General features: G+C 57.7%; 19 protein-coding genes. 11 read left to right on the forward strand and 8 right to left on the reverse strand.

Annotated features, from left to right (window positions below):
- The first annotated feature begins 69 nt into the window (after positions 1 to 69).
- From MCM46_05595 to MCM46_05610, 4 genes are all read left to right on the forward strand, one after another.
- Complete coding sequence (locus MCM46_05595) at positions 70 to 393, forward strand: zf-TFIIB domain-containing protein (protein ID MCG3111282.1); 324 nt, start codon at positions 70 to 72, stop codon at positions 391 to 393.
- Positions 394 to 395: 2 nt separating this feature from the next.
- Positions 396 to 1,244, forward strand: a complete 849-nt coding sequence (locus MCM46_05600; GenBank protein MCG3111283.1) for a hypothetical protein — start codon at positions 396 to 398, stop codon at positions 1,242 to 1,244.
- Positions 1,245 to 1,333: 89 nt separating this feature from the next.
- The gene (locus MCM46_05605) at positions 1,334 to 1,717 is read left to right on the forward strand and encodes a hypothetical protein (protein ID MCG3111284.1); all 384 of its coding nucleotides are present in this window, start codon (positions 1,334 to 1,336) and stop codon (positions 1,715 to 1,717) included.
- Between the two features lie 571 nt (positions 1,718 to 2,288).
- Positions 2,289 to 5,168: a hypothetical protein gene (locus MCM46_05610; GenBank protein ID MCG3111285.1), complete on the forward strand. Its 2,880-nt coding sequence runs from the start codon at positions 2,289 to 2,291 to the stop codon at positions 5,166 to 5,168.
- A 162-nt stretch (positions 5,169 to 5,330) separates the two neighbouring features.
- On the opposite strand, the gene MCM46_05615 is transcribed toward MCM46_05610, so the two are convergent.
- Positions 5,331 to 5,705 (reverse strand): peptidoglycan-binding protein, encoded by a 375-nt coding sequence (locus tag MCM46_05615; protein MCG3111286.1) that lies wholly within the window; start codon positions 5,703 to 5,705, stop codon positions 5,331 to 5,333.
- 247 nt (positions 5,706 to 5,952) lie between these two features.
- Between MCM46_05615 and MCM46_05620 the strand changes: the two genes are divergently transcribed.
- Positions 5,953 to 6,948 carry a ParB N-terminal domain-containing protein gene (locus MCM46_05620; GenBank protein MCG3111287.1) on the forward strand — a complete coding sequence of 332 codons (996 nt, stop codon included), beginning with the start codon at positions 5,953 to 5,955 and terminating at the stop codon, positions 6,946 to 6,948.
- A gap of 70 nt (positions 6,949 to 7,018) precedes the next feature.
- On the opposite strand, the gene MCM46_05625 is transcribed toward MCM46_05620, so the two are convergent.
- Positions 7,019 to 7,897: a multicopper oxidase domain-containing protein gene (locus tag MCM46_05625; GenBank protein MCG3111288.1), complete on the reverse strand. Its 879-nt coding sequence runs from the start codon at positions 7,895 to 7,897 to the stop codon at positions 7,019 to 7,021.
- A 56-nt stretch (positions 7,898 to 7,953) separates the two neighbouring features.
- Positions 7,954 to 8,571, reverse strand: a complete 618-nt coding sequence (locus MCM46_05630) for a MarR family winged helix-turn-helix transcriptional regulator (protein ID MCG3111289.1) — start codon at positions 8,569 to 8,571, stop codon at positions 7,954 to 7,956.
- A 315-nt stretch (positions 8,572 to 8,886) separates the two neighbouring features.
- Between MCM46_05630 and MCM46_05635 the strand changes: the two genes are divergently transcribed.
- Together MCM46_05635 and MCM46_05640 are read left to right on the forward strand one after the other, a co-directional pair.
- Positions 8,887 to 9,894, forward strand: coding sequence for an SIR2 family protein (locus MCM46_05635; GenBank protein ID MCG3111290.1), 1,008 nt, complete (start codon positions 8,887 to 8,889; stop codon positions 9,892 to 9,894).
- Positions 9,894 to 10,655: a hypothetical protein gene (locus MCM46_05640; protein ID MCG3111291.1), complete on the forward strand. Its 762-nt coding sequence runs from the start codon at positions 9,894 to 9,896 to the stop codon at positions 10,653 to 10,655. Before MCM46_05635 ends, MCM46_05640 begins: the two co-directional genes overlap by 1 nt.
- A gap of 246 nt (positions 10,656 to 10,901) precedes the next feature.
- Here MCM46_05640 and MCM46_05645 read toward each other — a convergent pair whose 3' ends face one another.
- Both MCM46_05645 and MCM46_05650 read right to left on the reverse strand, forming a co-directional pair.
- A complete protein-coding gene (locus MCM46_05645) occupies positions 10,902 to 12,314 on the reverse strand; it encodes an FAD-binding oxidoreductase (GenBank protein MCG3111292.1) in 1,413 nt (470 codons plus the stop codon).
- Between the two features lie 81 nt (positions 12,315 to 12,395).
- Positions 12,396 to 12,608: a cold shock domain-containing protein gene (locus tag MCM46_05650; protein ID MCG3111293.1), complete on the reverse strand. Its 213-nt coding sequence runs from the start codon at positions 12,606 to 12,608 to the stop codon at positions 12,396 to 12,398.
- A gap of 370 nt (positions 12,609 to 12,978) precedes the next feature.
- Here MCM46_05650 and MCM46_05655 point away from each other — a divergent pair, with 370 nt between their 5' ends.
- Positions 12,979 to 14,955, forward strand: a complete 1,977-nt coding sequence (locus MCM46_05655) for a hypothetical protein (GenBank protein ID MCG3111294.1) — start codon at positions 12,979 to 12,981, stop codon at positions 14,953 to 14,955.
- A gap of 227 nt (positions 14,956 to 15,182) precedes the next feature.
- Positions 15,183 to 17,207, forward strand: a complete 2,025-nt coding sequence (locus MCM46_05660; GenBank protein MCG3111295.1) for a hypothetical protein — start codon at positions 15,183 to 15,185, stop codon at positions 17,205 to 17,207.
- A 105-nt stretch (positions 17,208 to 17,312) separates the two neighbouring features.
- On the opposite strand, the gene MCM46_05665 is transcribed toward MCM46_05660, so the two are convergent.
- From MCM46_05665 to MCM46_05675, 3 genes are all read right to left on the reverse strand, one after another.
- Complete coding sequence (locus MCM46_05665; protein ID MCG3111296.1) at positions 17,313 to 17,828, reverse strand: hypothetical protein; 516 nt, start codon at positions 17,826 to 17,828, stop codon at positions 17,313 to 17,315.
- A gap of 147 nt (positions 17,829 to 17,975) precedes the next feature.
- Positions 17,976 to 18,851 (reverse strand): MBL fold metallo-hydrolase, encoded by an 876-nt coding sequence (locus MCM46_05670; GenBank protein MCG3111297.1) that lies wholly within the window; start codon positions 18,849 to 18,851, stop codon positions 17,976 to 17,978.
- 166 nt (positions 18,852 to 19,017) lie between these two features.
- On the reverse strand, positions 19,018 to 19,704 hold the full coding sequence (locus MCM46_05675; GenBank protein MCG3111298.1) for a peptidoglycan-binding protein: 687 nt from the start codon (positions 19,702 to 19,704) through the stop codon (positions 19,018 to 19,020).
- A 443-nt stretch (positions 19,705 to 20,147) separates the two neighbouring features.
- On the opposite strand from MCM46_05675, the gene MCM46_05680 reads away from it, so the two are divergent.
- Positions 20,148 to 21,080 carry a glutathione S-transferase family protein gene (locus MCM46_05680; protein MCG3111299.1) on the forward strand — a complete coding sequence of 311 codons (933 nt, stop codon included), beginning with the start codon at positions 20,148 to 20,150 and terminating at the stop codon, positions 21,078 to 21,080.
- Between the two features lie 279 nt (positions 21,081 to 21,359).
- Positions 21,360 to 24,785, forward strand: coding sequence for an SBBP repeat-containing protein (locus tag MCM46_05685; GenBank protein MCG3111300.1), 3,426 nt, complete (start codon positions 21,360 to 21,362; stop codon positions 24,783 to 24,785).
- Positions 24,786 to 24,847: the final 62 nt, after the last annotated feature.

Genomic DNA, 24,847 nt, shown 5'->3' on the forward strand with positions numbered 1-24,847 from the left:
GCTTCAAACAGGCCGGCGTTTCCCTCTAACCGTTTAAATCCGGATCTTCGCAGAGAAAGGAAGAGGCATATGGAATTGGATATGAGAAAGCAAGGTTACAACCAGGAAGAAGAATATTTTTTCAAGAAGAACCAAGAGTTGATCGAAAAGATGCGCAAAGAGCGCGATTCCCACCGGGACGAGGAGGAGGCCCTGGCCCGAAAAAACACCCACTGGATGAAGTGCCCCAAGTGCGGCTCGGACCTCCAGGAGGTGGAGCATCTCGGGATCAAGATCGATCGCTGCAGCAACTGCTCAGGTGTTTTCTTTGATAACGGCGAGCTCGAAATTCTCCTCCAGGCCCAGGAACCGAAGGGATTTCTGAGCGGGTTTCGGAAGGTCTTCAAGAAGTAAGGATGAGCCGCCTCGCTTCCCGCGCCGTCCGGTTCATTGCCCTCTTCGTTCTTCTCGCCGGATCGGTTTCGATCGGCCGCGCCGCCCTTTTTCAGACACCCGACGCCCGGTTCGAAGAGCCCGCCATCAGCGAATCGTCCGGCTTGGTGAAGAGCCGCCGTCTCGACGGCGTCTTCTGGACGCATAACGATTCGGGGGACCGCCCGCGGATCTTCGCCGCCACCCGGGACGGCCGGTCGATCGGCGCCGTCGAAGTTCTGAACACACGGAACGTCGACTGGGAGGACATCGCGATCGACGATGTCGGGTTCCTCTATCTCTGCGACATCGGAAACAACAGGAACCGCCGGACCGACCTCGTCGTCTATCGGGTGCCGGAGGTCGATCCGAGGCGCGTTCGAACCGTCAATGTCGCCGCCCGCTTCCCCTTCCGTTATCCCGGCCTTCGCTCACCGGATGCCGAAGCCTGCTTCTTCGCCGACGGCGCGATGTACATCCTCACCAAAGAGCGGGGGGCCGACGAGACGTTCCTTTACCGGCTCGACCTGTCGCGTCCGGAGCGCGAGCAGACTGTCACCTATGTCGGCAAAACCGAGATCGACGGCCTGGTCACCGCCGCGGACCTCGCCCCCGACGGATCTCGCCTCGCCGTTCTCACCTACAATTCCATCCATCTCTTCGAAAAACCGAAAGATGGAGATCGTTATCTCGCCGGCAAACGCCGGAGCATCTTCTTCTTTTTTGGTCAAGCCGAAGCGATCGCCTGGGACGGCGACGATCTGATCGTCACCAACGAGGCGGGGGAGATCCTCCGGCGGACCGAGTTCAATCTCCTTCCCTTCTCCGACTGATCGGCCTCTTTTTCTTAATGGAAATTGGAATGAGGATGATTATGATCAGACCGTCCCAACGTGAAAGAACAATCGGTCTAGAGAACCCCGTGAACCTCCGGAGAGCCATCATCATCGGATTTGTTCTGCTGACTCTCTTCCTCCCCTCCTCCGCTTCCGCCGAGGAGCCGATCTCTCTGGAAATCCTCTTTGACGGCGTGCCGTCGCCCGGGGGAGGATGGGTTCTCACCGTCACGCTGCTCGCCCGGACCGATCTCGATTTAACCCATCTCACCGTCGTTTCTTCAAAAGGCTTGGAACTGACCGCCGGCGTTCCCCACTGGCAGGGAACCCTCCCCGCCGGAGGGGAACAGGTCCTTGAGCTCTCCTTCACCCTGACCGATCCGCCGCCTCAAGGCGTGACCATCCGAGCACAGGGCCGTACTAAAAAAGGATCTCCCTTCGAAAAGAAAGTCGTCCAAGGAATCAATTGATCAGTAGGGGCGGACCTGTGTGTCCGCCCTGTCTTTCAACCGAAAAAGAAAAAGACGGGCGCACACATCGGTGCGCCCCTACTACAAACCTCGACCTCATTCAATAAACTGTATTCTTTTTAATCGGGTGTATCCGAAAACTTCTCAGCTTCTTCTTAAAATTAAACTTCATTCTTTCCTCTACTCACAAATCCTTTGTCTTTCCAGTAAAAGTCTCTGTTCGGAACGGATAAACCACTGCGGCATCTCTGTTGCAAGGTCCCGATGAGAGATGAATACAGAGCCTGCGGTAGCCGTTCCTTCGGCGTTCTCTTCGCCGTTGGGATTCCCACCCATCTGCTGCCGCATCCCCTCCCCGTGGGCTTTGGGAAGCAAGGGACCCTCTCGGGGACCCTGGCATTCCTCCCGAGCCGAGCGTTCCGCCCGGCATACATTCCGGAGGGATCGGCCCGCGCCCAAGCCCACGGGGACTCTCCCTGTTTTTTATTGAATTGAATCTCATTGCGTGATATACCAGGCGGCATTGAACAAGACGGAAAGAGACGTCTCGGCTTCGACCAAGGAGGGGAGGATGAAAAGAGCGGTCTGTGCATTATTGTTGATCCTAATCGTGATGGGTGGATGCGCCGGGGCGAAGAAACGGCTGGAGGGGCAGCGCGATCTCGACAGCTGCGCGAAGATGGCGGCGAGCGGGTTCCGTCCCGTCGCCGGCGAGCGGACCGAGCGGTTCCTCGGAAAGGTCCAGGAAGCGACTGCCCGCTGCCGCGGCGGAGAAAAAGCCGCCGCCTTCCGGAGCGCCCCCTGGCTCGATTGGTCGAACTACTGGGCCACCGGCGATCTGAACAGCCGCGTCCCCGGCTCCGACAGGACCAATCGGCATCTCGATCCGAACGGCCGCGGGATCGACGGCGCCCTCCTCGATCTGGAATATCAGCGGGTGGAGCTGGTCAAATTCAATCTCTTCGACAACAGCGGGACCTATCCCGATTATATCCAGGGACGCGACGGCATTCCCGGTGCGGCATTGAAGGTCTGGGACACAATGCGTCTGCCGCAGAGCGATCCGAACTTTTCCGCCGTCGGGGGGAACGGCCCGCAGCTTTGCCGAGGAGAGTTGATCCGACATCGCACACTGACCGGGATCTGCAACGATCTCAAAAACCCGGCGATGGGATCGACACAGATGCCGTTCGCCCGAAACGTTCAATTCGAGGCGACCTTCCCCGACCTCGGTAAAGAGGAGCTGGCCCGGAACCGTCACGGCGATCGTCTCGGTCTGCTCACCCCCGATCCGCAGGTGATCAGCCGGAAGCTTTTCACCCGCCCGCAGTCACAGCCGGAGAAATGCCGAGAAGGGCAGGGGCTCCCCGGCGACTCGCCCGAAGCAAACTGCGACTACAAGAAGGCCCCCTTCTTCAACGTCCTGGCGGCGTTCTGGATTCAGTTCATGACGCACGACTGGTTCTCTCATCTGGAAGAAGGACAGAACGGGCCGGAGATGATGGCCGTCGGCTGTGCGACGCAGAAGGTGGCCAATGTGGAGCAGCCGATCACACCGGAAGAGGCTGCGAAGCTCGGCTGCCGTCCGGATGATCGAATGGAAAAATCGCTCACCGCCGACGAAAGCGATCCCGCGACCTTCATCCACAAGGGCAAGCGCGTTCTCACTCGCGCCTACAAAACGACGAACAACAACGTCACCGCCTGGTGGGACGCCTCTCAGATCTACGGCTATGACGAGAGGTCGCGCCGCCGGGTGAAGCGCGATCCGGCCGACCGGGCCAAGCTCTTGTTGGTTTCGATCCCGCAGCGGGAGGCGGCCGGCGAGAAGAACGGCTACCTCCCCCCGTTTTCGCCCGGCGATCCGATCCATCCCGCCTGGTCGGGCCAGGAAGCGACCGCGTTTCCGGACAACTGGTCGATCGGCATGAGCTTCTATCACAACCTCTTCGCACGCGAGCACAACCTCTTCGTCGACGCCTTCCGGACGCAGGCGGCGGAGATGCCGGAGGCCGACTCCGGCCTTCGCAACCCCGCGCGGCCCGATGGGGTGATCCGCAACAAGGAAGTCACCGACGACGAGCTCTTCGAGGCGGCGCGGCTGGTCGTCTCGGCGGAGATCGCCAAAATCCACACGATCGAATGGACCCCGCAGCTCCTCTACGATGAGCCGCTCTTCCTCGGAATGAACTCCAACTGGAGCGGGCTGATCCACGGCGACAACCTCGTCTCCCGGGCGTTGGAGAAGATCGTGATCGACAACTTCGGCGCCTCGGAAAACGCCCGGAAAGCGGGACAGTGGTATTCGGTCTTCGCATCCGGCCCGGGGATCTTCGGTCTCGGAAGCCGGGTCTATTCGGATGACGCAATCCTCGCCAAGTTCGATCCGAAGAAGACCGACATCTGGAATGTCGCGAACCCCGATCATGTCAACGGCGGGATCAACCACTTCGGCTCCCCCTTCAACTTCCCGGAAGAGTTCGTCACCGTCTACCGGCTGCATGCCTTGGTCCCCGACCTGATCGAATTCCGCGAGGCCGGAGATCCGAATGTCATCCGAAACAAGATTCCGGTGATCGAAACTTTCCGCGGAAAAGCGACGGCGGCGATGGAGAGCCGCGGCCTCGCCAACTGGGCCCTTTCGATGGGGCGGCAACGCTTGGGTCTCCTCACCCTCCAGAACCAGCCGCAGTTTCTCCAGAACCTCCCGATGCCGCGCCTTCAGACGGCGACGAACAGGCTCGATGTGCCGGCGCTCGATCTGATCCGCGACCGCGAGCGGGGGGTCCCCCGCTTCAACGAGTTCCGCCGGCAATACGGATTGAAGCAGTTGACCCGCTTCGACGACTTCATCGATCCGCGCCTTCCGAAAGATTCACCGGAAGGGGTTGAACAAAGACAACTGGTGGGACTCCTTCGCGAGGTCTACGGCCAGCACATTTGCGATGCGTCGAAGGTCATCACCTCCGCTCAGGTCAACGACGACGGCACGCCGATCACCGACTGCCTCGGACATCCCGACGGAAGCCTGGTCGACAATATCGAAGATGTCGATACTGTCGTCGGCTGGCTCTCGGAATTCACCCGCCCGCACGGCTTCGCGATCTCGGAGACCCAATTCCAGGTCTTCATCCTCAACGCCTCCCGGCGTCTCTTCAGCGACCGCTTCTTCACCTCCAGCTTCCGCCCCGAGTTCTACACCCATCTCGGCGTCGAGTGGGTGACGAACAACGGCCCCGACGGAAAAGTAATCGAGAAGGGAACGCCGAACGGCCACCTGGTGGAGGTCTCCCCGCTCAAGCGGGTGCTGCTGCGGACCGCGCCGGAGCTGGCGCCGGAGTTGTCGAATGTGGTCAACGCGTTCGATCCCTGGGGGCGCGACCGCGGCGAGTATTATTCGCTGGAGTGGAAACCGCGCGCGGGGGCGGAGGAAGACGAGGGATTTAAATGAATAAATGAAAGACGAGCGGTAAGTTCTCCGTTCCATGTTAATTGAACCGCTGAAACCATCATGAGGAGAGAAGGCTGAACCAACCTCAGCCTTCTCTCCTTCGCTGTTCGTGAGCGCGTTCGCTATTTGGCCTGGTGGAGTGGGTGCTTGCGGTTGTTTCGATTACTGGCTGCCCCCTTGCTGGCCCCCCATCCCGGTATCGTCTTCTTGAATGCCGAGTGCGGTCCTCGTTTTCTCGTCGGGCTGTCCGGTCTGCGGGAGCCCCTTTTCTTTCTGGAAGTCACGGAGCGCCTGTTGCGTGCCGGGATCCAATTTTCCGCTGGGAGCGCCGACGTCGTATCCCTGGTCATTTAGTTTTTCTTGGACTTCGATGATCACCACCTCGGCCACGACCGGGGCCTCCTCCTGGCCCGCGCCGCCGTTTTGCATCGCATCTCCCTGTTCTTTTTTGTCTTGCTCGACGGCCCCTTGCGCATAAACCGGGGAGACCAAGAAGAGAACTGCCATCACGCTGACTGCGATCATTTTAAATTTCATCACATACCTCCTTCGCTTGCGTTCCACAGGATCATCGCGGCTCCCCTCCGAGGACCCCTTCGATGATAAACCCAGCGTAGCAGCGCCTCTCACGGGCGATCAATCCACTCGAAGGAGGAGGCGTCCGCCCTCCATTGTATTAATCACTTCGCAGGTACGACCGCTTACCTGTTGTTCAGCCGGCAGGGCTTCCCTTTTTATGCCGGCTTAGGCTATGATATTGCGTTACCCTCCTGAGGGATTTCTCATGCCGGAGAAAAAACCGAAGAAGCCGCGCGCGCCGGGCGCCGTTCGAAAACGGCGGAAGCCGGCGGGGGTGTCGGTGGGGCTGGCGGCGACCGAGCTGCTGGCCGCGCGACCGCCGGGAAATGTGATCGATCTCCATCAGCAGATCGAAGCCGACGGCGGGAAGGTCTTGTCGATCTACCGGGAGCCCTACGGCGGTCATTGGCTGGTGATGGCGGCGCTTCCGATCGACAAAGTGTCGCCGACCCCCTATCAACGCAATCTCTCCGAAACGCATGTCCTCAAGCTGGAGCGGGTGATCGGTAAGATCGGTCGCTTCCTCGACCCGATCATCACCGTTCGGATCGACAAGGAGGGCATCGCGAAATACTGGACCCCCAACGGCCATCACCGGCTCTCGGCGATGCGGACCCTCGGCGCCAAAAGCATCATCGCGATCGTCGCGCCCGAAGCATCGGTCGCCTATCAAATCCTGGCCCTGAATACCGAGAAGGCGCACAACCTTCGCGAGCGGGCGCTGGAAGTGGTCCGGATGTATCGGGAACTGGCCGGCCTGGGCGACGCCACGGAAGAGACCTATCAGCTCGAATTCGAAGAAGCGGCCCTGATCACCCTCGGCTTCTGCTACGAAGCGCGCCCCCGTTTCTCCGGCGGGGCGTATCATCCGATCCTGCGGCGCGTCGACACCTTCATCAAGAAGCCGATCGGCGACGCAACGGCGCTCCGTCAAGAACGGGCCGACACCTTGCTCCGATTGGATGAGACGGTCAGCAGCCGGGTCGAGCTTCTAAAAGCCCGCGGACTGACCAGCCCTTACCTTCGCAGCTTCGTCGTCGCAAGAATCAATCCGATCCGCTTTCGGCCCAAAGATGCCGAGCAGCTTTCGTTCAATGAAACGCTGGAGCGGATGAACAAGGCGCTGGCGAAGTTTAATCCGGAGAAGATCAAGATGGAAGATCTGGCGAAGACAGGCGGGGTGGCGGAGGAAACCGAATAAGCTGGAAAGGTGATAGGCGGCCCCGCGAAGGAAATCGGGGCCGCCCGGGCCGACTGCAAGGAGGGGAAGGTTACGGCACCAGCTCCGTCTTGCCGTCGGCATCCTTGGAAACTTTGATCACGCCGATGGCCCCGCTCAGCGCGTCGGAAAGGGAGTGGGTCACGATCGGGTAGCTCCCCTCTTCCGGGAAGGTCAATTCGAAGATGGCGCCGCCGGCCGGAGGGATGGTCCAGGTCTGGACCCCGCGGACCGCGTTCGCCGGATTTCCGCTTTCATAAACCGCGTCGAAAATCCCCCCGATCACATGGATCGCCGAGAAGTTGTTCGGTCCGATATTCACGATGTAGAGCCGGACCAGCTCCCCTGGTTTGGCGATCAACGGCTTTTCGATATATTGATTGACCCGGCCGTTGAAGACGACATGCTTGCGCCGTTTTTCCATCATGGCGGGGACGTCGGGGTAGAACTCACTCTGAACGAGGACATACTCTCTCGCCGGCCGCATCGGCTTTTGCGGATCGACGATGACCACCCCGAACATGCCGTTCGCGACATGCTGGATCATCGGCGAGGTCCCGCAGTGGTAGGCGAAGAGACCGGGATATTCGGCCTTCCAGGTAAACGAATTCGTCTCTCCGACCCCGATGCTCCGGTAGGCCACTCCGGGATTGATCCGGGCCGCGTGGAAGTCGATCGAGTGGGGCCGGGCCCCTTTGTTCTCCAACGTAAACTCGACCTGGTCCCCCTGCTTCACGCGAACCACGGGGCCCGGGACTTTTCCGTTGTAGGTCCAGGCTTCATACGTTTCGTCGGCGGAAATCGGAAGGGTCTTCTCTTCGGCCGTGAGATGAACTTTCACGGTGGCGGCCGACGTCCCGCCCGGCAGGATCATCCAGCCGATCAAAACGCCCGCGGCGCCGATGGCGGCGGCTTTTTTCAAATGTGTCATGCACTGCTCCTTTATTTGTATGTTTTCATTCCGCCGTAACCTTCCCCATATTCAATTTAATCTTTCAGCACATTCAGACCGGCCGGCGCCGCGTAGTCGGGGCATTCGATCCGCAGCTCGCGATCGCCGAAAGGGGCCTCCACAAATCCGCAATGGTGCGGCTTCTTCGAATTCGGATACGCGTTCGGGGAAAAGAAGCGGCAATTGGTGCACATCCGCGCGATCGGAATCATCCCCCGCTCCTGAAATCCCCGGATCAATTTGATCAAGACAAGGAGGAGCGACTCCTGCTCTCCTTTGGAGAGGGTCCGAATCAAGTCGATCAGCTCGTCGGGAACGGTCTGCGACACGGCCAGCCGCTTTCCCCGCGCGCTGAGCGCCAGATGGGCCACCCTTCCGTCTTCGGTTCCCCGTTTCTTGGCGAGCAATCCCTTTTTGACAAGCGAGGCGACCGCGTCGCTGACCGTCGCGGGGGTCACCGACAGCTCCTCCGCCGTTCCTCCGACGGTGTGCTTCGCCCCCGTCTTCAACAGCGTCAGAAGGATCCGAAGCTGCAACGGGCTGATCGCCGAATCCCGGCTGCGGCGCTCCAATAAAAACCCGACCGCCTGGACCACCTGCTCCAGGCCAAAGAGAAGCCGCTCTTCAATAGGAAACGATTCGTCGTGTTGCATACTGCTCCGAGTCTTTGTCTGAGATGGTTCTACCAAATTAGTTAGGACTCCTAAATATCATGCCGCCTTCCGATCTGTCAACAAAAAAGAATGCGCGCCTTTAAACAAGAAGTAACAGACGGGCAAAAATATCGCCCCAGGTTGAAACGGATAACACTTTCCTTTTGATTTCGGCTTGGTTATGATGGAGCCGTTATCTTCCGCAGGGATTTATGATGCAAGAGATAAATCAGGAAGGTACTCGGATGTGGAGAGGGATTGAGTTAAGACGGAAGATTTGGCGCGATCGGGTGGGATGGTAGAGGGCTAGGAATAATGGATATATCTCAAAATATCCTGCTAACAGGTGCGGGGTTTAGTCACAACTTCGGTGGATTTCTTGCAGATGGGATGTGGTCACAAATTTTTAATCATCCAGAGATTCAGGACCGACAATTAATTAAAGATGTTCTGCTGAAGGACTTTGATTATGAGTCTATATATAACGAGGTTCTTCTCGGTGAGACAGGTAAGTGGTTTGATTCAGATAGAACAGCTATAAAGACCGCAGTTCTTGAAGCATATAGACAACTAGATCAGCTTATTTTAAATTACAATAAACACCCTAATATAGATTACATGTATGCGGTCAATAAATTTATTGAGCGTTTTTCCGGTGACATGAGAACGATTGGATTTTTCTTTACTCTAAATCAGGATATCTTTGTCGAAAGATTTTATAACTCATCGAACAAACCGCTTGTGCTTCCGAAGATGAAACGAATACCCGATTACTCAAGTAACGATAGAAGAAAATCTATGCTGCAAGAAGGTGACTTTATCACGGTAATAAGAGGAAATGACTCAACTTGGATACCAGCCGATCAATTATCCAATCTGGAATTACATTATGTAAAGTTACACGGTTCATTCAACTGGAAAAGCTCAGATGGTTCAAATATCATGGTGATTGGGAAAGATAAAGAACATCAAATAAGCAGAGAGCCTCTTCTTAGATGGTACGCTGATATCTTCAAGCAAGTTCTTTCTCAGAAAGATAGGAGGATATTAATTATCGGATACCGCTTCCGTGACAAGCATATTAACCAGATTATCGCAGCGGCTGTAAAAGAACATGGGTTGAAGATATATGTAGTTTCGCCAGAAGGGCCAAGAGATTTTATCAAAAAATTAGAACATAGCGAAACAGATCACTGTCCTTTTGGATCAGATATTCTCGAAGGGCTATCAGGCTATTTCCCGTATAAACTTCTAGAAGCATTAGAAGGGGATCAATTTAAATTATTGAATAAACATTACTTCCTTGAGAATCAACGACCATAATGGGTTCAACTCTGCTCCTAACTCATGTTCTTCCGCGTATGATATCTAAAGATATTCGTGGAAACTCATTCTTTATATTGCTATCTGTGTTATGCGTCGCAGTTTTTCTCCAAGGCTGTGTAGCCCTAAGCTTTGGCCAAAGCAGTTATCCCTTCATAGATGAAATTGAATCAACGAAACTAAATACGAACGGCGTTTTAGAATTGCCTGATCTTACTATTTCGGTTCGGCCTCAAAATGCTGGGGTGACTACTGCTGTGATGGGATATCTCGTACCGATTCTTCCTCTTCCCGGTACCAAAACAAGGCCAACAGAAGACTTTAGAATTTATTTACAGTTTGAGTCCCTTCACAATGAGGTGTTTTCTCTCAATCCCGATCAGGTGAGAATCTTCGTCGATGGCAGCAAGAGCGAGATTACACCAACCAAATATCTAACGTTACCTGATGATCCATATCCTCCTTCCTATGCCACGTTTGCCAGGAATCCATCGTATGTATCACCTGGACACAATTGGCGCTGCAACGATGCCCTTCTGACAGAAGGTAAGATGACACTCGTCACTCCCAGCGGCCCGATGCATTTTCATCAAAGGATATGTTTTGTGCTGGAATATCCGACTACCACTCCAACACCAGAACAGGAATTTACTCTGACTATCGGAGGTCTCAGACAGGAGAACAACGAAGTCGAAGTACCGCCAATTCACTTTCGCCGGAAGGTCCGCATCAAGTATGAACTCATTCCGAACCCTCCTTAACTCCAGGCATTAGAGTCGGAGCAAGCAGGAATATTCATATACGCTAGCCGATGCCAATGTTATCTTTCAATGGCTGCCAGCAATCATATTGACTCCCTTTATGCATCCGATCGAAGTCACAGGCGAAGTTCGCAGAAATATATATAAGAACCTCATTACGCAGATGCAAAGAGATGTGGTTTTACCAAAATCGGAATAGAATGTTCTTTCTTCCTATAGCCTTCCGTGTTCTATAAAAATTAGGTTTTAGGCTGGTTTGATATTCTGATTCAAATGAAATAGATTCATCGGATCATACCGTTTCTTAATCTCCGCCAGCCGCCGATAGTGCTGCCGGTAATTGCTGCGGACGCGCTCCTGATCGTCCTCTGACATGAAGTTCACATACCCCCCTTCTTCTGAAAAGGGCCGGAGCGCCTCATAGTAAGCGCGGCCCCACGCGACGTTCCGCTCCGTGTCGGCCGGATCGGAAAAACTCGGCCCGAGCGCCGTGGCAAAAGAAGCATCCCGGTAGGCGAAGGCGGTGGCGTCGGACTTCACACGATGGCAGGCGCCGTCGATCGGAAAGAGAATGGTCGCCGTCTGAAGAGAGGGGATGCGGGCGGCGTAGTCGAGATGGACGTCGATCGCGCCGTCGGCAATACGGGTAATGAAATTCCCTTTCCAGTAGTGATAGAGCCCCTTGGGGAGAAGTTCGTCGAAGAGGGTGTTGATCACCGGGTAGGGCATCCGCTCAAGATACTGACCCTCGATCGAGCCCAGGCGGCTCAGCCGCCCGCGGACCGCTTCGTCCTGAGAGGCCGGTCCGCTCCAGCAGATCAGCACCGCCGCCATCGGCCGCCCATGCCACTTTTCAGGAAGAAACGGCACGGGGAGGCCGAGGGTCAACACCAAAAGCGCATTGAGCTCTTCGGGCGCCTCGTCCATCAATGCCCGGTAGCCGCGAAGGATGTCGCCGTCGAGCGGATAGAAGGTCGGCCCGCCGAGGATGTCGGCCACCGGATGGAGTTGGTATTCGAAGGAGGTCACGACGCCGAAGTTCCCGCCCCCGCCGCGGAGGGCCCAGAAGAGATCGGGCTCCCGCTCCTTGCTGCAAGTGACGGAGCGGCCGTCGGCGGTGACGACATCGGCCGAAAGAAGATTGTCGCAGGAGAGCCCGCAACGGCGGGCGAGATGCCCCATCCCACCGCCGAGGGTCAGCCCGGCGATGCCAGTGGTGGAAACAATCCCGCCGGTCGTCGCCAGCCCGAAGGGATGCGTGGCGTCGTTGAAATCGCGCCAGGTGCTTCCCCCCTCCGCCCGGGCGGTGCGGCGCTCCGGATCGACACGAACCCCTTTCATCCGTCCGAGGTCGAGCACCATCCCGCCGTCGCAGGTGCTGAAACCGGCGATGCTGTGGCCGCCCCCCCGGACCGCCAGCAAAAGATCGTGCTCCGCCGAAAACCGCACCGCGGCGGTCACGTCGCCCGCTTCCGCCGCTTGAACGATCATCGCCGGACGGCGGTCATGCATGGCGTTGTAGACGCGGCGCGCCTCATCGTAGCCGGAATCCTCCGGTCGAATCAGCCCGCCGCGCAGGCGTTCTTTGAGTTCCCGGACCCTCGCTTCCTTCAAGCGGCTCTCCCCGCCCGAGCGGAGCGCGATAAGCAAATCGGACATCCTCGACCTCCTCTTTTTACATACAGAGCGGAACATCCCAGATGATTCAGCGGATCCGATTTTCAGAAACTTCGAGATATTTTAGGCGGCTTTTGAGATCCGCCGGACGTTTGTCGCTTGCAGGCCCTTCACCCCCTGTGTCACGTCAAACTCGACCTCTTCCCCTTCTTCGAGATTCTGGTAACCCTCGCCGCTGAGTCCGGTGTGATGGACGAAAACGTCCTCCCCGTCCTCTTGAGAAATAAAGCCATACCCCTTTTCGCGGCTAAACCATTTTACACGTCCCTTTGCCATTGATTCCTCCTTTGGTAATTAAGTGTCCCAAACCGCCTGAAACCGGAATGCGGACACACGCATATCGATACTACTAAGTTAGCATTCCAAGGGAGGAGGAATCAATCAACCCCATGGAGGGAATTCCGAAGTAATACTCCACTCAAGTAGGACAAGCCAACCTCATCGAACCGCCCGGGCGCGGCTCGCGTCGAATTTTGGGGTCCTCTCTAATATTCCTCCCACGCATTTTTTCATCTTGACACCATAACGCCATCTTTCGTATCCTCAGGTTTACTTACCTAGAAATAAATAATGGACAAATAGCTTAAGTAAAATTTCAACCGCGCGGCAGCCGGGTCGTCACACCGTCAACATAAGGAACAAACAGATGAATGCTCGGGCGATGAGGTGGGCGGCGTGGCTCCTGTTGGTGATGGGGATCGGCCTGAAAGTATCTGGATGCGGCGGGGGAAGTTCCGTCGGCGGGGGCGGGGCCGGAAACCCGGCCATCGCAAGCGCCAGCATCGGGCCGAACGGCGGGAATATCACCTCCCTGGATGGAAAGGTAACGCTGACCATCCCGGCCGGAGCGCTCGGAAACACACAGACGATCACGATCGAATCGATCGATCCGGCCACCCTCCCCGCAGAGTTCGCCGGAATTGCTGCGGAACGCGCCTACGAGCTGAAACCGGACGGGCTGCAGTTCAACCCCCCGGCGCAGATCAGACTCCAACTCGATGCTCCGGCGCAGCCGGCGGCCGGAGCGGTCGAGAAAGGGATCGCCGTTCTCCTGACATCTGCGAATGGACAGGTCGAGCCGCTCGGCAAGCTGGCGCTGACGATCGACGCCGACGGCAAAACGGCGAGCCTCACCGGAGAGCTGACCCATTTTTCAAAGCTGGTCCAGGCGGCGACGGTCCGCGATATCGTCACGGTTTCGGGATTTCCCGAGGGCCCCATTCCGGTGGGGGGGACTTTCCAGGTCAAGGTAAGCGTCAACCATCAGGCGGAGTCGGATCTCCGGGCGACCCGCGTCATTTATGTAAATGAGAGTTTGAACAAGGTCCTCAGCATCACCGACGATTCGGCGGCAAGGCTGAATTTGGACATTGATACTTTTAAGAAAGGGATCAGCTTGGGGGGCCTCATTCTAGGGGAGAGACGGACTCTCGAGGACTCTTTTAGCTACACCTGCACGCAAGCGGGTCTTGGATTTTACAACGTCGAAGTGCGGTTCGAAGAGCTCGCCGCGAACGGCCTTTACACTCCGGTCAATCAAAATCAAAGCTACGTCCTTCAGTTCAAAAAGGTGGTGATCTGCCAGGGACCCGACACCGCTTCGGGAAAGACGAGCTCGACGAACGTCAACGGCAACTTCGAGTTCACGGTGAATCCTCCCGTGGTGATCCAGCAGGTCGGCGAGACGTTTACCTTAACGCTCGGCGAAGAATTTATCAACTATGACCCGGTCGTCGTTTCCATTATCGAAGAAATTGAAATCTTCATTTACGACAGCAATCTGGGGATCGTCTCGGCTCCTGCCTTGGGCGACCCCCGCGCCCCGCAAGGAACGCCGAATCTGCAGTTGCGGACCGAAGCGGTGTTTTCTCAGCTGAGGGTACTTGGTCCGCACAACGGGAAAAACGTGCAGAACCTGAAATACAAATGTGAGAAGACGGGAAATACCATTCTCGGTTTTCAGATGGTGGCCCATAATCCTCCGGGCGAGGGAAATAACATTCCGGTCCATTTTCTGACGGTTCAGATCGAGTGCAAGGCGGCCGAGGGAAAAAAGACCGGCTTCTTCATGCCGCACGATCCCACCCCCACCAAAGCGGTGGCGTGGGTCGCCTTCAATGAAGGAACCGGCCATACCGACGGGCCGTTCTCCCTTCCCGGCGCCCCCAACCCGAACAACCTGACGGTCCTCGTCCCTCAGGAGTTGCCATCGGGGGCGTTCTGGGAGGTATCGAATGCGAATTGCGCCTACGTTCATCTGGCGGGATCGTTTCAGGGACACTCGGCGGACGAGGACCCTTGCAAACATGGCGGACTCCTTTTCTTATTCGAGCGCCCCGACCTCGAAGAGCCTCCCCCATCGGGCGCCGTCGCCTGGAAGGTGGTGAATCCGGAGATCGGTCATGAGGACGGCCCCTTCGCCCTCCCCGGCGCCCCCAATCCCGACGGGCTGCTCGTGTTGGACCCTCTGACCGACCTATCGGATGCCGTCTGGGCCGAGCCCGATGATTGCTCCTTCGTCCACCTCCACCTTCCTTTTCAAAACCATCCCGACCCGGCGCCAAACCTTGATGTCAATCCGCAATCGGCCTGCGGCCATGGCGGGCTGGTCTATCTCTTTTAATAGATATAGAATCCGATTCGACGGCCGCAGAGATTATCCCGGCGACTCATGAAACGAAACAACCCGTTCCCCGATTGACCCATCGTCCCCCTTTTCACCCTAAAAACAGATATCCCCTCACGCGCTTTGCATCTTGAATTCGAAAAAAAGTATGATGGATAAGATGGTTTTATTCCAGCAACAGCGCAGTGACCCAGGCTTCAAGCGACAACATAAGGAGCAGGCCGATGAGCATTCGGGGGATGCGGTGGGGGGGGTGGCTTCTGTGGGTGATTGGAATCGGACTGACGGTGGGGGGGTGTAGCGACGAAAACCCCGAGAACAGAAGCGGGGCGGGAAGCCCCGGCGCCGGGAGCGCAAACATCGGGACAGACGGGGGCGCCGTAACGTCGGCGGACGGGATGGTAACCTTGACCGTCCCGTCCGGCGCGCTCGGTACGACGGAGACGATTGTCATCCGATCGATCCACCCGGCCTCCCTTCCTCCTGAATTGGCCGGCGCGGAGCTCGCCTGGGAGTTGCGGCCCGACGGTCTTCAGTTCGCGCAGCCGGTGCAGGTGTCGGTCACCCTGCCGGAGTCCCCTGCTCAGGCCGACGGGACCTTCCGCGTTCCCTTCAGCTTCCTCCGCACGCTGGCCGGCGCGGCGCCCGAAGCGCTCGGCAATCAAACCCTCACGGTCGACGGCGCGGCAAACAGGGCGGCGATCGACGGCACGCTGACCCATTTCTCCCCCTTGGCGGTGTATTCGAACCTCACCGATTCGTCCGCCGGCATCCCCGGAAAAATCTTTTTGGAATTGATCCCCCTGCCGGAAAAAATAACCGTGGGGCAACAATACCGGGCCGACCTTCAGGTTTCAGTGGATGGATTGGATGACGAAGCGCCGATCGCCGGATCGTTCGACTATCGGGATCGGAGTCCGGCCCCGCTCAAACACCTCCCCCTCGGAGATCCCGATTCCCCCGGCTTTCGAGCGCTCCAAGGCTTTTCTCCTCTGCCGGCGCAGGGCACCTTTGTTTTGGACGGGATCGGGTCGTACCTCTGTGAAGCGGCGGCCCCGGCCGCGATTTTCTCCCTCGATGTCCGCCCGGCGCTGGAGACTTCCGGCCGCTTTCTGACCCCCGATCTTCTCATCACCTTCCGGACGACACACACCTGTGCGGCGCCGACCCTCCTCCCGGCGCCGGAGGCGGAGGTGATTACGGTTCCCTTCTCTCAACCCGAGGCGGTCTTTAACCTTTCCCGCGCGATTCCTCCACCCTTCCTCTCCCTCTTCGGCCTGGATGAAAACCGCGCCTACGCCACGGTCGGCCACCATCCCGGCATGAGCATCCTCGACCTCACCACAAACCGGGTGGTCCTCACGAAGACGCTGGAGCCGGATGGCCTGGGGCCGCTGCTCGGGGCGGTGGCTCACCTGCGTGACGGGAGGGGATGCCTCTTCGGATATCGAGAGCGCCGGTTCCTCTCCTGCCGGATTCCGGAGATCAACGACTTCGGGCCGCCGGAGAGCAGCGACGACGGCCCGTATCACGACGCCGGACTGATCTCGGAGACGCCGGTCGAGACCCCGTCGGGGACGCGGCATCTGCTCTGGTTCGTCGAAGCCGACCGGGTCCATCAGGAGCATCAACCCGGCGGGCCGGGCTCCCTTATCTTCGAGCGAAAATTGGAGCGCGCCTGGTTCGCGACCGGCGGCACGCCGACGGGAAACGCCAAAAGCGCCTTCTTCACCGGCGGCGGCGCCCGAATGCTGGCGGTGGTGGCGCGGGGAGAGCCGTCCGGACCGGGGCAGCTTTGGTGGGGAAATCCGGCCGAACTCGGAGGGGGAACTTTCGTCGGGACGCTAGAGAACGACACGCGGAAGATCCGCTGCGAGATTCCGATCTGCGCGGTGAGCCATTTCAACGGCCGGGTCACGATCCTGGTTTGGGATGGGATCACCGCGCCGCGGATCATCGACGCGATTCCGGAGACGACCAACGCGGTCGGCATCGATGTGCGGGCGGCGGGAGGAGATCGGGAGATTCTCTCGACCGATTTCGTCAACAACAACTGGACCTTGACCCGAGTCGGTCGAACCGGCCGGATCCTCTCCTCCGCCACGCGACCGGTCCCGGAAGGCTGCACGAATCCGGGGCATGCCCTCTTCGTGACCGATCCGCAGACCGATCAGCTCTCCGCCGTCCTCTCGTGCAACGGGGTGAACGCGGAGGGACAGAGCGCGATTGCGAAGATTCCGTTGCCGTGAGTTCCCCGCGCCATTTTTCCCCCGCATCTCAAAAAGAGGCCGCGGCCGGGTTGATCCGGCCGCGGCCATGACGTCAACATGAATCCAATGGAGTGATCCTCCGGCTTACATTCCACCGCCGGGGCTGCCGGTGCCGGAATCACCCAGTCCACCCTCGGGGCTGCCACCGTGCGGCCCGCCGGTGCCGGTGTCTCCGCCCGATTCTCCGCCGGGAGGTGTCCCGGCGCCTTGATCCCCTTGGTCGGTCGATCCCGGCGGGCAGGGTTCTGTTCCGAGACCGCCGGCGCCCTGGTCGGAGCCGGAACCGCTTCCACCGGCGCCTAAGTCTCCGCTACCGGAGCCCGAACCGTCTCCGCCCGCGCCCAGATCTCCACCACCCGAGCCGGAGCCGCCTCCGCCCGCGCCGAGATCCCCCTGCGGCTGCTGTTGGTCAGATGCACCCGGAGGGCAATCGGTCGTTCCTCCCCCTGCCCCCTGATCTCCCATTTCCGGGCTCGTCTCTCCCGGAGGGGTCGAACCCCCGCCTCCCCCTTCGGCCGTTTGCCCGAAAGCCGATATCCCTCCAAACATTACCAGGACCGTGATGAAAAACGCCGTTCCGAACAGTTGAACTCTCTTCATTCTACTTCCTCCTGATCACAACTCGATTTCTCGGTTGAACGTGTGTGTTGCGCTTTATTAACAACCCCTCCCTCGCGACATTTGTTTTGAAGTCCTTTCATCAATCATGCGCCCTGGATGCTCTGCGCGGCCCGACACGGCCGGCGGCTAAGCGGCCCGTCGGATCCGGCTCTCGGGGACTTCAAAGTTGTAAAGTTGGCCGTGTCCCAAATAAATCACCCGGTCCTCAAATCCGGCATCGGCCGCGGCCTTTTTGAAATCCTCCAGCGGCGACTTGAAAACGGTGTAATCGTTGTAGTGGATCGGAATCACCTGGCGCGGCTGAATGATCCGGATCGCTTCGACCCCTTGGTCGGCGTCCATCGTCAGAAGCATTCCCATGATCCGCGTCCCCCCCAGATGGAAAAGGGCCAGATCGATCTCGGGGAACTTCTTGGGGATTTCCTTCAAGCCATCAAAGACGAGCGTGTCGCCGGTGATATACAGGCGCAGAGCGGTTCCTCCCTCCCCCGGCTGAAACTCGAGGAGGCTTCCCATCACCTCGGGCAGAAGCCTTGCGACAACCGGCGGGCCGTGCCGCCCCGGCATGGAAGTAATCTTCACCCGCGCGCCGTCCTTCTCCAGCGTCACCGACTTCCAGGTGTCGAGCGCCCTCGGCGCCGTAAAACCTTTCCCACTGAGCGCGCGGGCGGCCTCTTTCGTGGTGACAATCGTCAGCGCTTTGCTCAGCTTCTCCTCGGCGATCCGGTCAAAGTGATCGCCGTGATAGTGAGAGAGAATGCAGAAGTCGACCGGCGGCAGCGCTTCAATATCAAGGGCGGGATGGGTCAATCGCTCCGAGGTCAATCCATAGCCGAGATAGACATGGTCCCCGGCGTGCAAAAAATTCGGGTCGGTCAGGATGGTGAAGCCGGCATAACGGAGCAGCACCGTCGCGGTGCCGACAAAAAAGACGGAGCCGAGCGAAAAATCGGGGGGAACAGTTTCAAAAGAAGGAAGGTGAATTTCATCGCTATTTGGCATCCTTGCCTCTACAGAGATCGGCTTATTCGTGAACCGGCAGATTGAAAGCCGGCAGATTAAATTGATCCGATGCAAGAAGAGAAGGCCGAGTGTGAGTTCAGCCTTCTCTTCTTTTTAGGACACAAAAGCGGGTTTCCCTCTTCTGCATCCAACTGATCACGGATCGCTACTGCTGAAGGGCCCCCGCGTCGGAGCCTTGCTGTTCGGATCCCTGCCCTCCGGCATCCGGGGATTGCGTTCCGGCATCGGGCGGAGCGCCGCTGCCCAGATCCGATCCCGGCTGATCGCTTCCCTCTATACCGGTATCAGGTTGAGGTTGTCCGGCGCCCATGTCGCCCGGCTGGCTTTCCGGGACCCCGGCATCCGGCGGCTGACCGGCGCCCATGTCGCCCGGCTGCGCGCCCCCTTCCCCTTGGATACCCAGAGCGGCCATCGTCTGCTGGTCGATTTGGCCGGTCGGTTGGACCCCTTTGTCTTCCTGGAATTTACGCAATGCCTGCTGGGTCTTCGGTCCGAAGATGCCGTCGACCGGGCCCACTTCGTACCCTTGCTGGCTCAATTTCTCCTGGACCTGCTTCACCGAGGCTTGGTCTTGCATCCCTCCCTGCATCGCGCCGCCCTGCTGGCTGGTCCCGCCGAGGTCGGAGCCCTGCTGCTGTGGGTCCGGGCTTTGGATTCCCCCTTGGCCTCCGGCAGCTCCCTGATCACCCCCGGGCTGACCGCTCTGCTGCTGCTCGATCCCCTGCCCCTGCTGGCCGCTTCCACCCTGGCCGACCCCTTCGTCCGCGTAAAGGGAGGAAACCATTAACATACCTGCGATAACGCTCATTCCGACTGCTTTCAATCTCATCATTTACCTCCTTGACCCTTCTTCATAATCGGGAATCATCCTTACCTTATCGACACCTTGCTTGCTTCCGAATTCCGCATTAACATTAAATTCGACCCCAACCTGCGGAGCCGCCGCCCGCATCGAAACGGCGGCCTCGTTCTCTCCATTCGGGATTGCATTACAAAGTGTAGCAATATGTCTCAGAGGGGATCAATTAACCTGAATGGGGGATAAAAGAAACACTACGATGGGATTAGATAGGAATGTGGACGAGAGGATAAATGTTGTAGATGAATGTTTAATAGAGACGATGAAGATGTGCCGTACGATCGCCGAAGGACGCGTCAAGCAACCGGAAGGCCGTTTGACTTGGCTCAAGAATCTGGTTATACCTAATCTGACCGTTCTTTGCGGAGTCTGAAAACAACTTACCATAAGCTGAATCAAACAGAAGGAGGAATCGGATGCCTTTTCCAAAAGAGCAAAGCAAAGAAGGAGAGTTCGTCCGGCAGGAAGATCGATTTCGGGGGTGGGTGACCGCCGACGGTTCCTCCGGTTATCCGGCGGAGCCGGGCCGCTACCATCTCTATGTCTCCCTCGCCTGCCCCTGGGCGCACCGGACGGTGATCCTCCGCAAGCTGAAGCGGCTGGAAAACGTCGTCGGGATGACGGTGGTCGATCCGATCCGCGACGAAAAGGGGTGGGCTTTCCGCAACGGCCCCGGTTATTCGGAAGATCCGATCAACGGGTTTCGCTACCTGAGCGAAGCTTATAAGAAGACCGACCCGACGTTCAATGACCGGGTCACCGTCCCGGTCCTTTGGGACAAGAAAACCGGCCGGATCGTCAGCAACTCCGACGACGATATTCTGCGGATGTTGAACAGCGAATTTAATGCCTTTACCGATGTGAAGACCGACTTCTACCCGGCGCCGTTTCGCGCCGAGATCGATGAAATCAACAACTTCGTTTATCCGAACATCAACGACGGCGTCTACCGGGCCGGCTTCGCAACCACCCAGGCGTCGTATGAGCAGGCCGTCCGCAACCTCTTCGACGCCCTCGACCGGATCGAAGCGCGCCTCTCAAAGCAGCGTTATCTGGTAGGACAACAGATCACCGAGGCCGACTGGCGGCTCTTTCCGACGTTGATCCGTTTCGACGCCGTCTACCATGGGCACTTCAAGTGCAACATCCGCCGGATCGTCGACTACCCCCACCTCTGGGGATACTTGCGGGAGCTCTATCAACAGGACGGCGTTGCCGAAACGGTGAACTTCGATCATATCAAGCGCCATTATTACGTGACGCACGACGACATCAACCCGACACGGATCGTCCCGGTGGGGCCGGCGCTCGATCTGACCTCTCCACACGGCCGCGAGCGGCTCAAGTAATCCGGCAAACCGATAAAGCCGCCACACGATGGCTCGCTCTTTAATCACGATGACCGTCCAACTTTTCAACCATCGCCTTCCAGAGGCCTGACTCCGGGTCACCCCATCGGAATTTCCGACATCCCGCCTAGACTCATCTCTCTGCAGAATAATCCCTTCGGCTTAATTGACTCGATTTCAAAAAAGCATATACCATAAGTGCAATTAGAAGTTCCCATTAAACTCTTTTAATTCCGGACAGGCCCTATCCCTTAAAACCGTCTCCAAGAGGACACCCCCATGAAAAGTCGCATTGTGTTGATCGCCCTATTGTTATCGATCTCTTCGCCGGGCGACGCCGCTTTGCCCGAGCCGAAAACCGAGACCGACCGGATCCAAACCGCTTATGGACAGATTTCCCTCAGCTTTGAGGCCAACCATGGCCAGACTGACTCTAAAGTAAAATATTTCTCCCGCGGGAAAGGGTACACCCTCTTTTTGACCTCGAACGAAGCGGTGTTGTCCCTCCAGAAAGGGGAACGGGCTGAAAACCCGAATATTGAAAATCCTCCGGCTCTATTGAGGATGCGGCTTTCGGGCGCGAGCCAAACGCCGGCCGTTTCGGGAGAAGAGGCGCTCCCCGGCAGACAGAACTACTTCATCGGAAATGACCCGAAGAACTGGCGGACCGATATCCCAACCTATCAAAGGGTGAAGTATCAGGATGTCTATCCGGGGATCGATCTGGTTTATTACGGCAACCAGCGCCAGTTGGAATATGACTTTATCGTCGATCCGGGGATCGATCCAAAGAAAATCGAGCTTCGCTTTGAAGGGGCGGACGGGATGGAGATCGATCCGCAAGGCAATTTGGTGCTCACCGTCCAAGGAGAAAAAATCCGGATGCACAAGCCGGTGATCTATCAGGAGCAGGCGGGTCAGAGAAGATTCATTCCTGGACATTATCTGCTCAAAGGGAAAGGGAAGGTCGGTTTCCACGTCGCCGCCTATGACAGAACAAAACCGCTCATCATCGACCCGGTCTTGAGCTACGCCACCTTCTTAGGAGGAAGCGACCACGATCGAGGGAATGGCATTGCCGTCGACAGCTCAGGGAACGCCTATATTACAGGATCGACCAGATCTCTCGATTTTCCAACGGTAGGTACATTTGACAGCACGCTGGGCGGTCCAGTGGATGCATTTGTGGCCAAGCTAAATCCATCCGGCACCGCCCTCCTCTATTCCACCTATTTAGGAGGAACTGGCTCGGACAAAGGGAGCGCCATTGCAGTGGATACCTCCGGAAATGCCTATGTCACAGGGGAGACCGATTCACTCGAATTTCCCACAACGACTGGCGCATTTGACAGGACCCTGAACGGTACAGATGCCTTTGTGGTTAAGTTGAATTCCTCCGGAACCGCCCTTCTAAATGCTACCTTTGTGGGGGGAAGCAGCTTCGACGTCGGCAACAGTATTGCTATTGATGCCTCCGGGCAGGCGTATGTCACCGGCTTGACCTATTCAGCCGACTTCCCAACCAGCCCCGGTGCCTTTGATACCACTTTCAATTGGTCGTCGTTTAAGGACGAGGCCAGCGATGTTTTTGTCGTTAAGCTAAATCCGGGTGCAACCTCTCTTCTCTATTCCACCTTCCTGGGGGGGATGAGGAATGATTCTGGCCATGATATTGCGGTTGATGCTTCGGGGAATGCCCATATTACAGGGAGCACCACTTCCCCCAACTTTCCGACAACCGCCGGCGCGTTTGATACGACCTTCGCCGATGGTGGCGATGCCTTTGCGGCGAAATTGAATTCTTCCGGCTCAACACTCCTATATGCGACATACCTGGGTGGAAGCGACCTCGACAACGGTCGGAGCATTGCTCTGGATCGCATCGGAAGTGCATATATCACGGGCGATACCGCCTCGTCCGACTTTCCGACCACCCTAGGAGCGTATGATCGAAGTAATCCGAACTCTCCCCCATCCGGCGATGGGTGCGAAAGCGGTTGCCTGGGTCGTTTCAGTATTATCGACGCCTTTGTCACAAAATTAAATCCCACCGGTTCCGCCCTAGTCTACTCCACTTATCTGGGGGATTCAGAATCGTCGAATTTCGGCAATGGCATCGCCGTCGATGCTTTCGGAAATGCCTATGTCACGGGACGTGATGAATTTAGCGATCCGAGTAATACCCTGATGAGCGTCTTTGTTAGAAAATTAAATACGACGGGTTCCGCTCCGATTGATACCCTCTCTCTGGCAAGAAGTGAGCAGGAGTCGGGCAACGCTATCGCTGTTGACGCTCTAGGGCGTGCCTACATCACCGGAGGGACGACCTCTTTCGACTTTCCAACCACCCCCGGCACATTCGATCCGACGCCCAACGGCTTCAGCGATGCTTTCGTGGCCAAGGTGATCTTCCCTTCTTCCACTTTCACCGACAACTTCGATCGCCCCGCCTCGACCAACCTCGGCGCTTCATGGAATGAAGTGCTTCCCGATCTGGAGCTCTCCAACAATCAGGTTCGGAACGTCACCCCCAACAACAAAGCGGCGATCTTCAGACAAGCGGTGGGGCCCGATCATTCCGTCTCCGTCGATTGCATGGTGACCGCTCCCGGAAACAGCTGCGGGGTGGTCGCCCGCTGGTCTTCCGAGAGCAATTTCTATCGGGCCCGGATCGATGCCGGCCAGGGGAACATCGCCCTCTTCAAAACGGTCAATGGGACCACCACGGCCCTCGGGTCCGCTTCCTACCCTCTGCGATTGAACACGTATTACCGTCTGCGCCTCGTCGTCAGCGGCACGTCGCTGGCGGTCTTCGTTGCCAATCACACGAATCCGATCATCACCATTTCGGACGGCGCATTGAGTTTCGGCGATTTTGCCGGCATTCGCTCATATGCCACCGCGGCCAATACAACATGGTTCGACAATTTCAATTTGAGCACCCCCCTCTCCGATACCTTCAGCCGCTCCGATTCGAGCAGTTTGGGGTCGAATTGGAGCGAATACATGCCGAACCTGGAAATCTTCTCCGGCCAGCTTCGAAACGTCGACGCCGGAAACAAAGCGGCCCTCTTTCTCCAACCGGTCGGGCCCGATCAGAACGTGGCGGTTCACTGCAAGGTGACCGCCGCCAATAATGCCTGCGGGGTAATGGCCCGCTGGTTGAACGCCAACAATTTCTATCGCCTGCGCCTTGATGCCGGACAGCAGAACATCGCCCTCTTTAAAACGGTGAATGGCGCGACGACACAGATTGGTGTCGCCAACCGCCCGATGCAGCTCAATACCTACTACCGGCTTCGTCTGATTGCAAAGGGGAACTCTCTGGCGGTTTTCTTTAACGATGAGACCAGTCCGGCCTTTACCGCCTCCGACAGCGCATTAACGGCCGGAGACTTTGCCGGAATTCGATCCTCCGCCTCCGCTGCCTTCACCACCGGGTATGACAACTTCAGTGCCGGGGTCGCCCGGGATGCCTTCGGGAGCGCGTCGGGCGGCGCATTTACGAAAGCGGCGGGAGCCCCTGAGACCCTCTCCGCCGTGGAAGGTGAGGACGCCGCAGAGACGGCCGGCGGGTGCGCGATGAATGTCGGCGGGAAATTCGATCCGACATTGATCGGTCTCTTAGGCGCGGCTGTGATTTATCTCGGGTGGAAAAGAATCAAAAGAAGGCGGGCGGTCCCTGCCGATCGATCCGCCAAGTAAAACCACTTAACCCTTCCGAGCGTGATCACCCTGACAGACCGCCGGCGGGCCGAAGTGTCATA

Origin of the sequence: Candidatus Manganitrophus morganii (assembly GCA_021651055.1) — a bacterium.
Lineage (GTDB): Bacteria > Nitrospirota > Nitrospiria > SBBL01 > Manganitrophaceae > Manganitrophus > Manganitrophus morganii.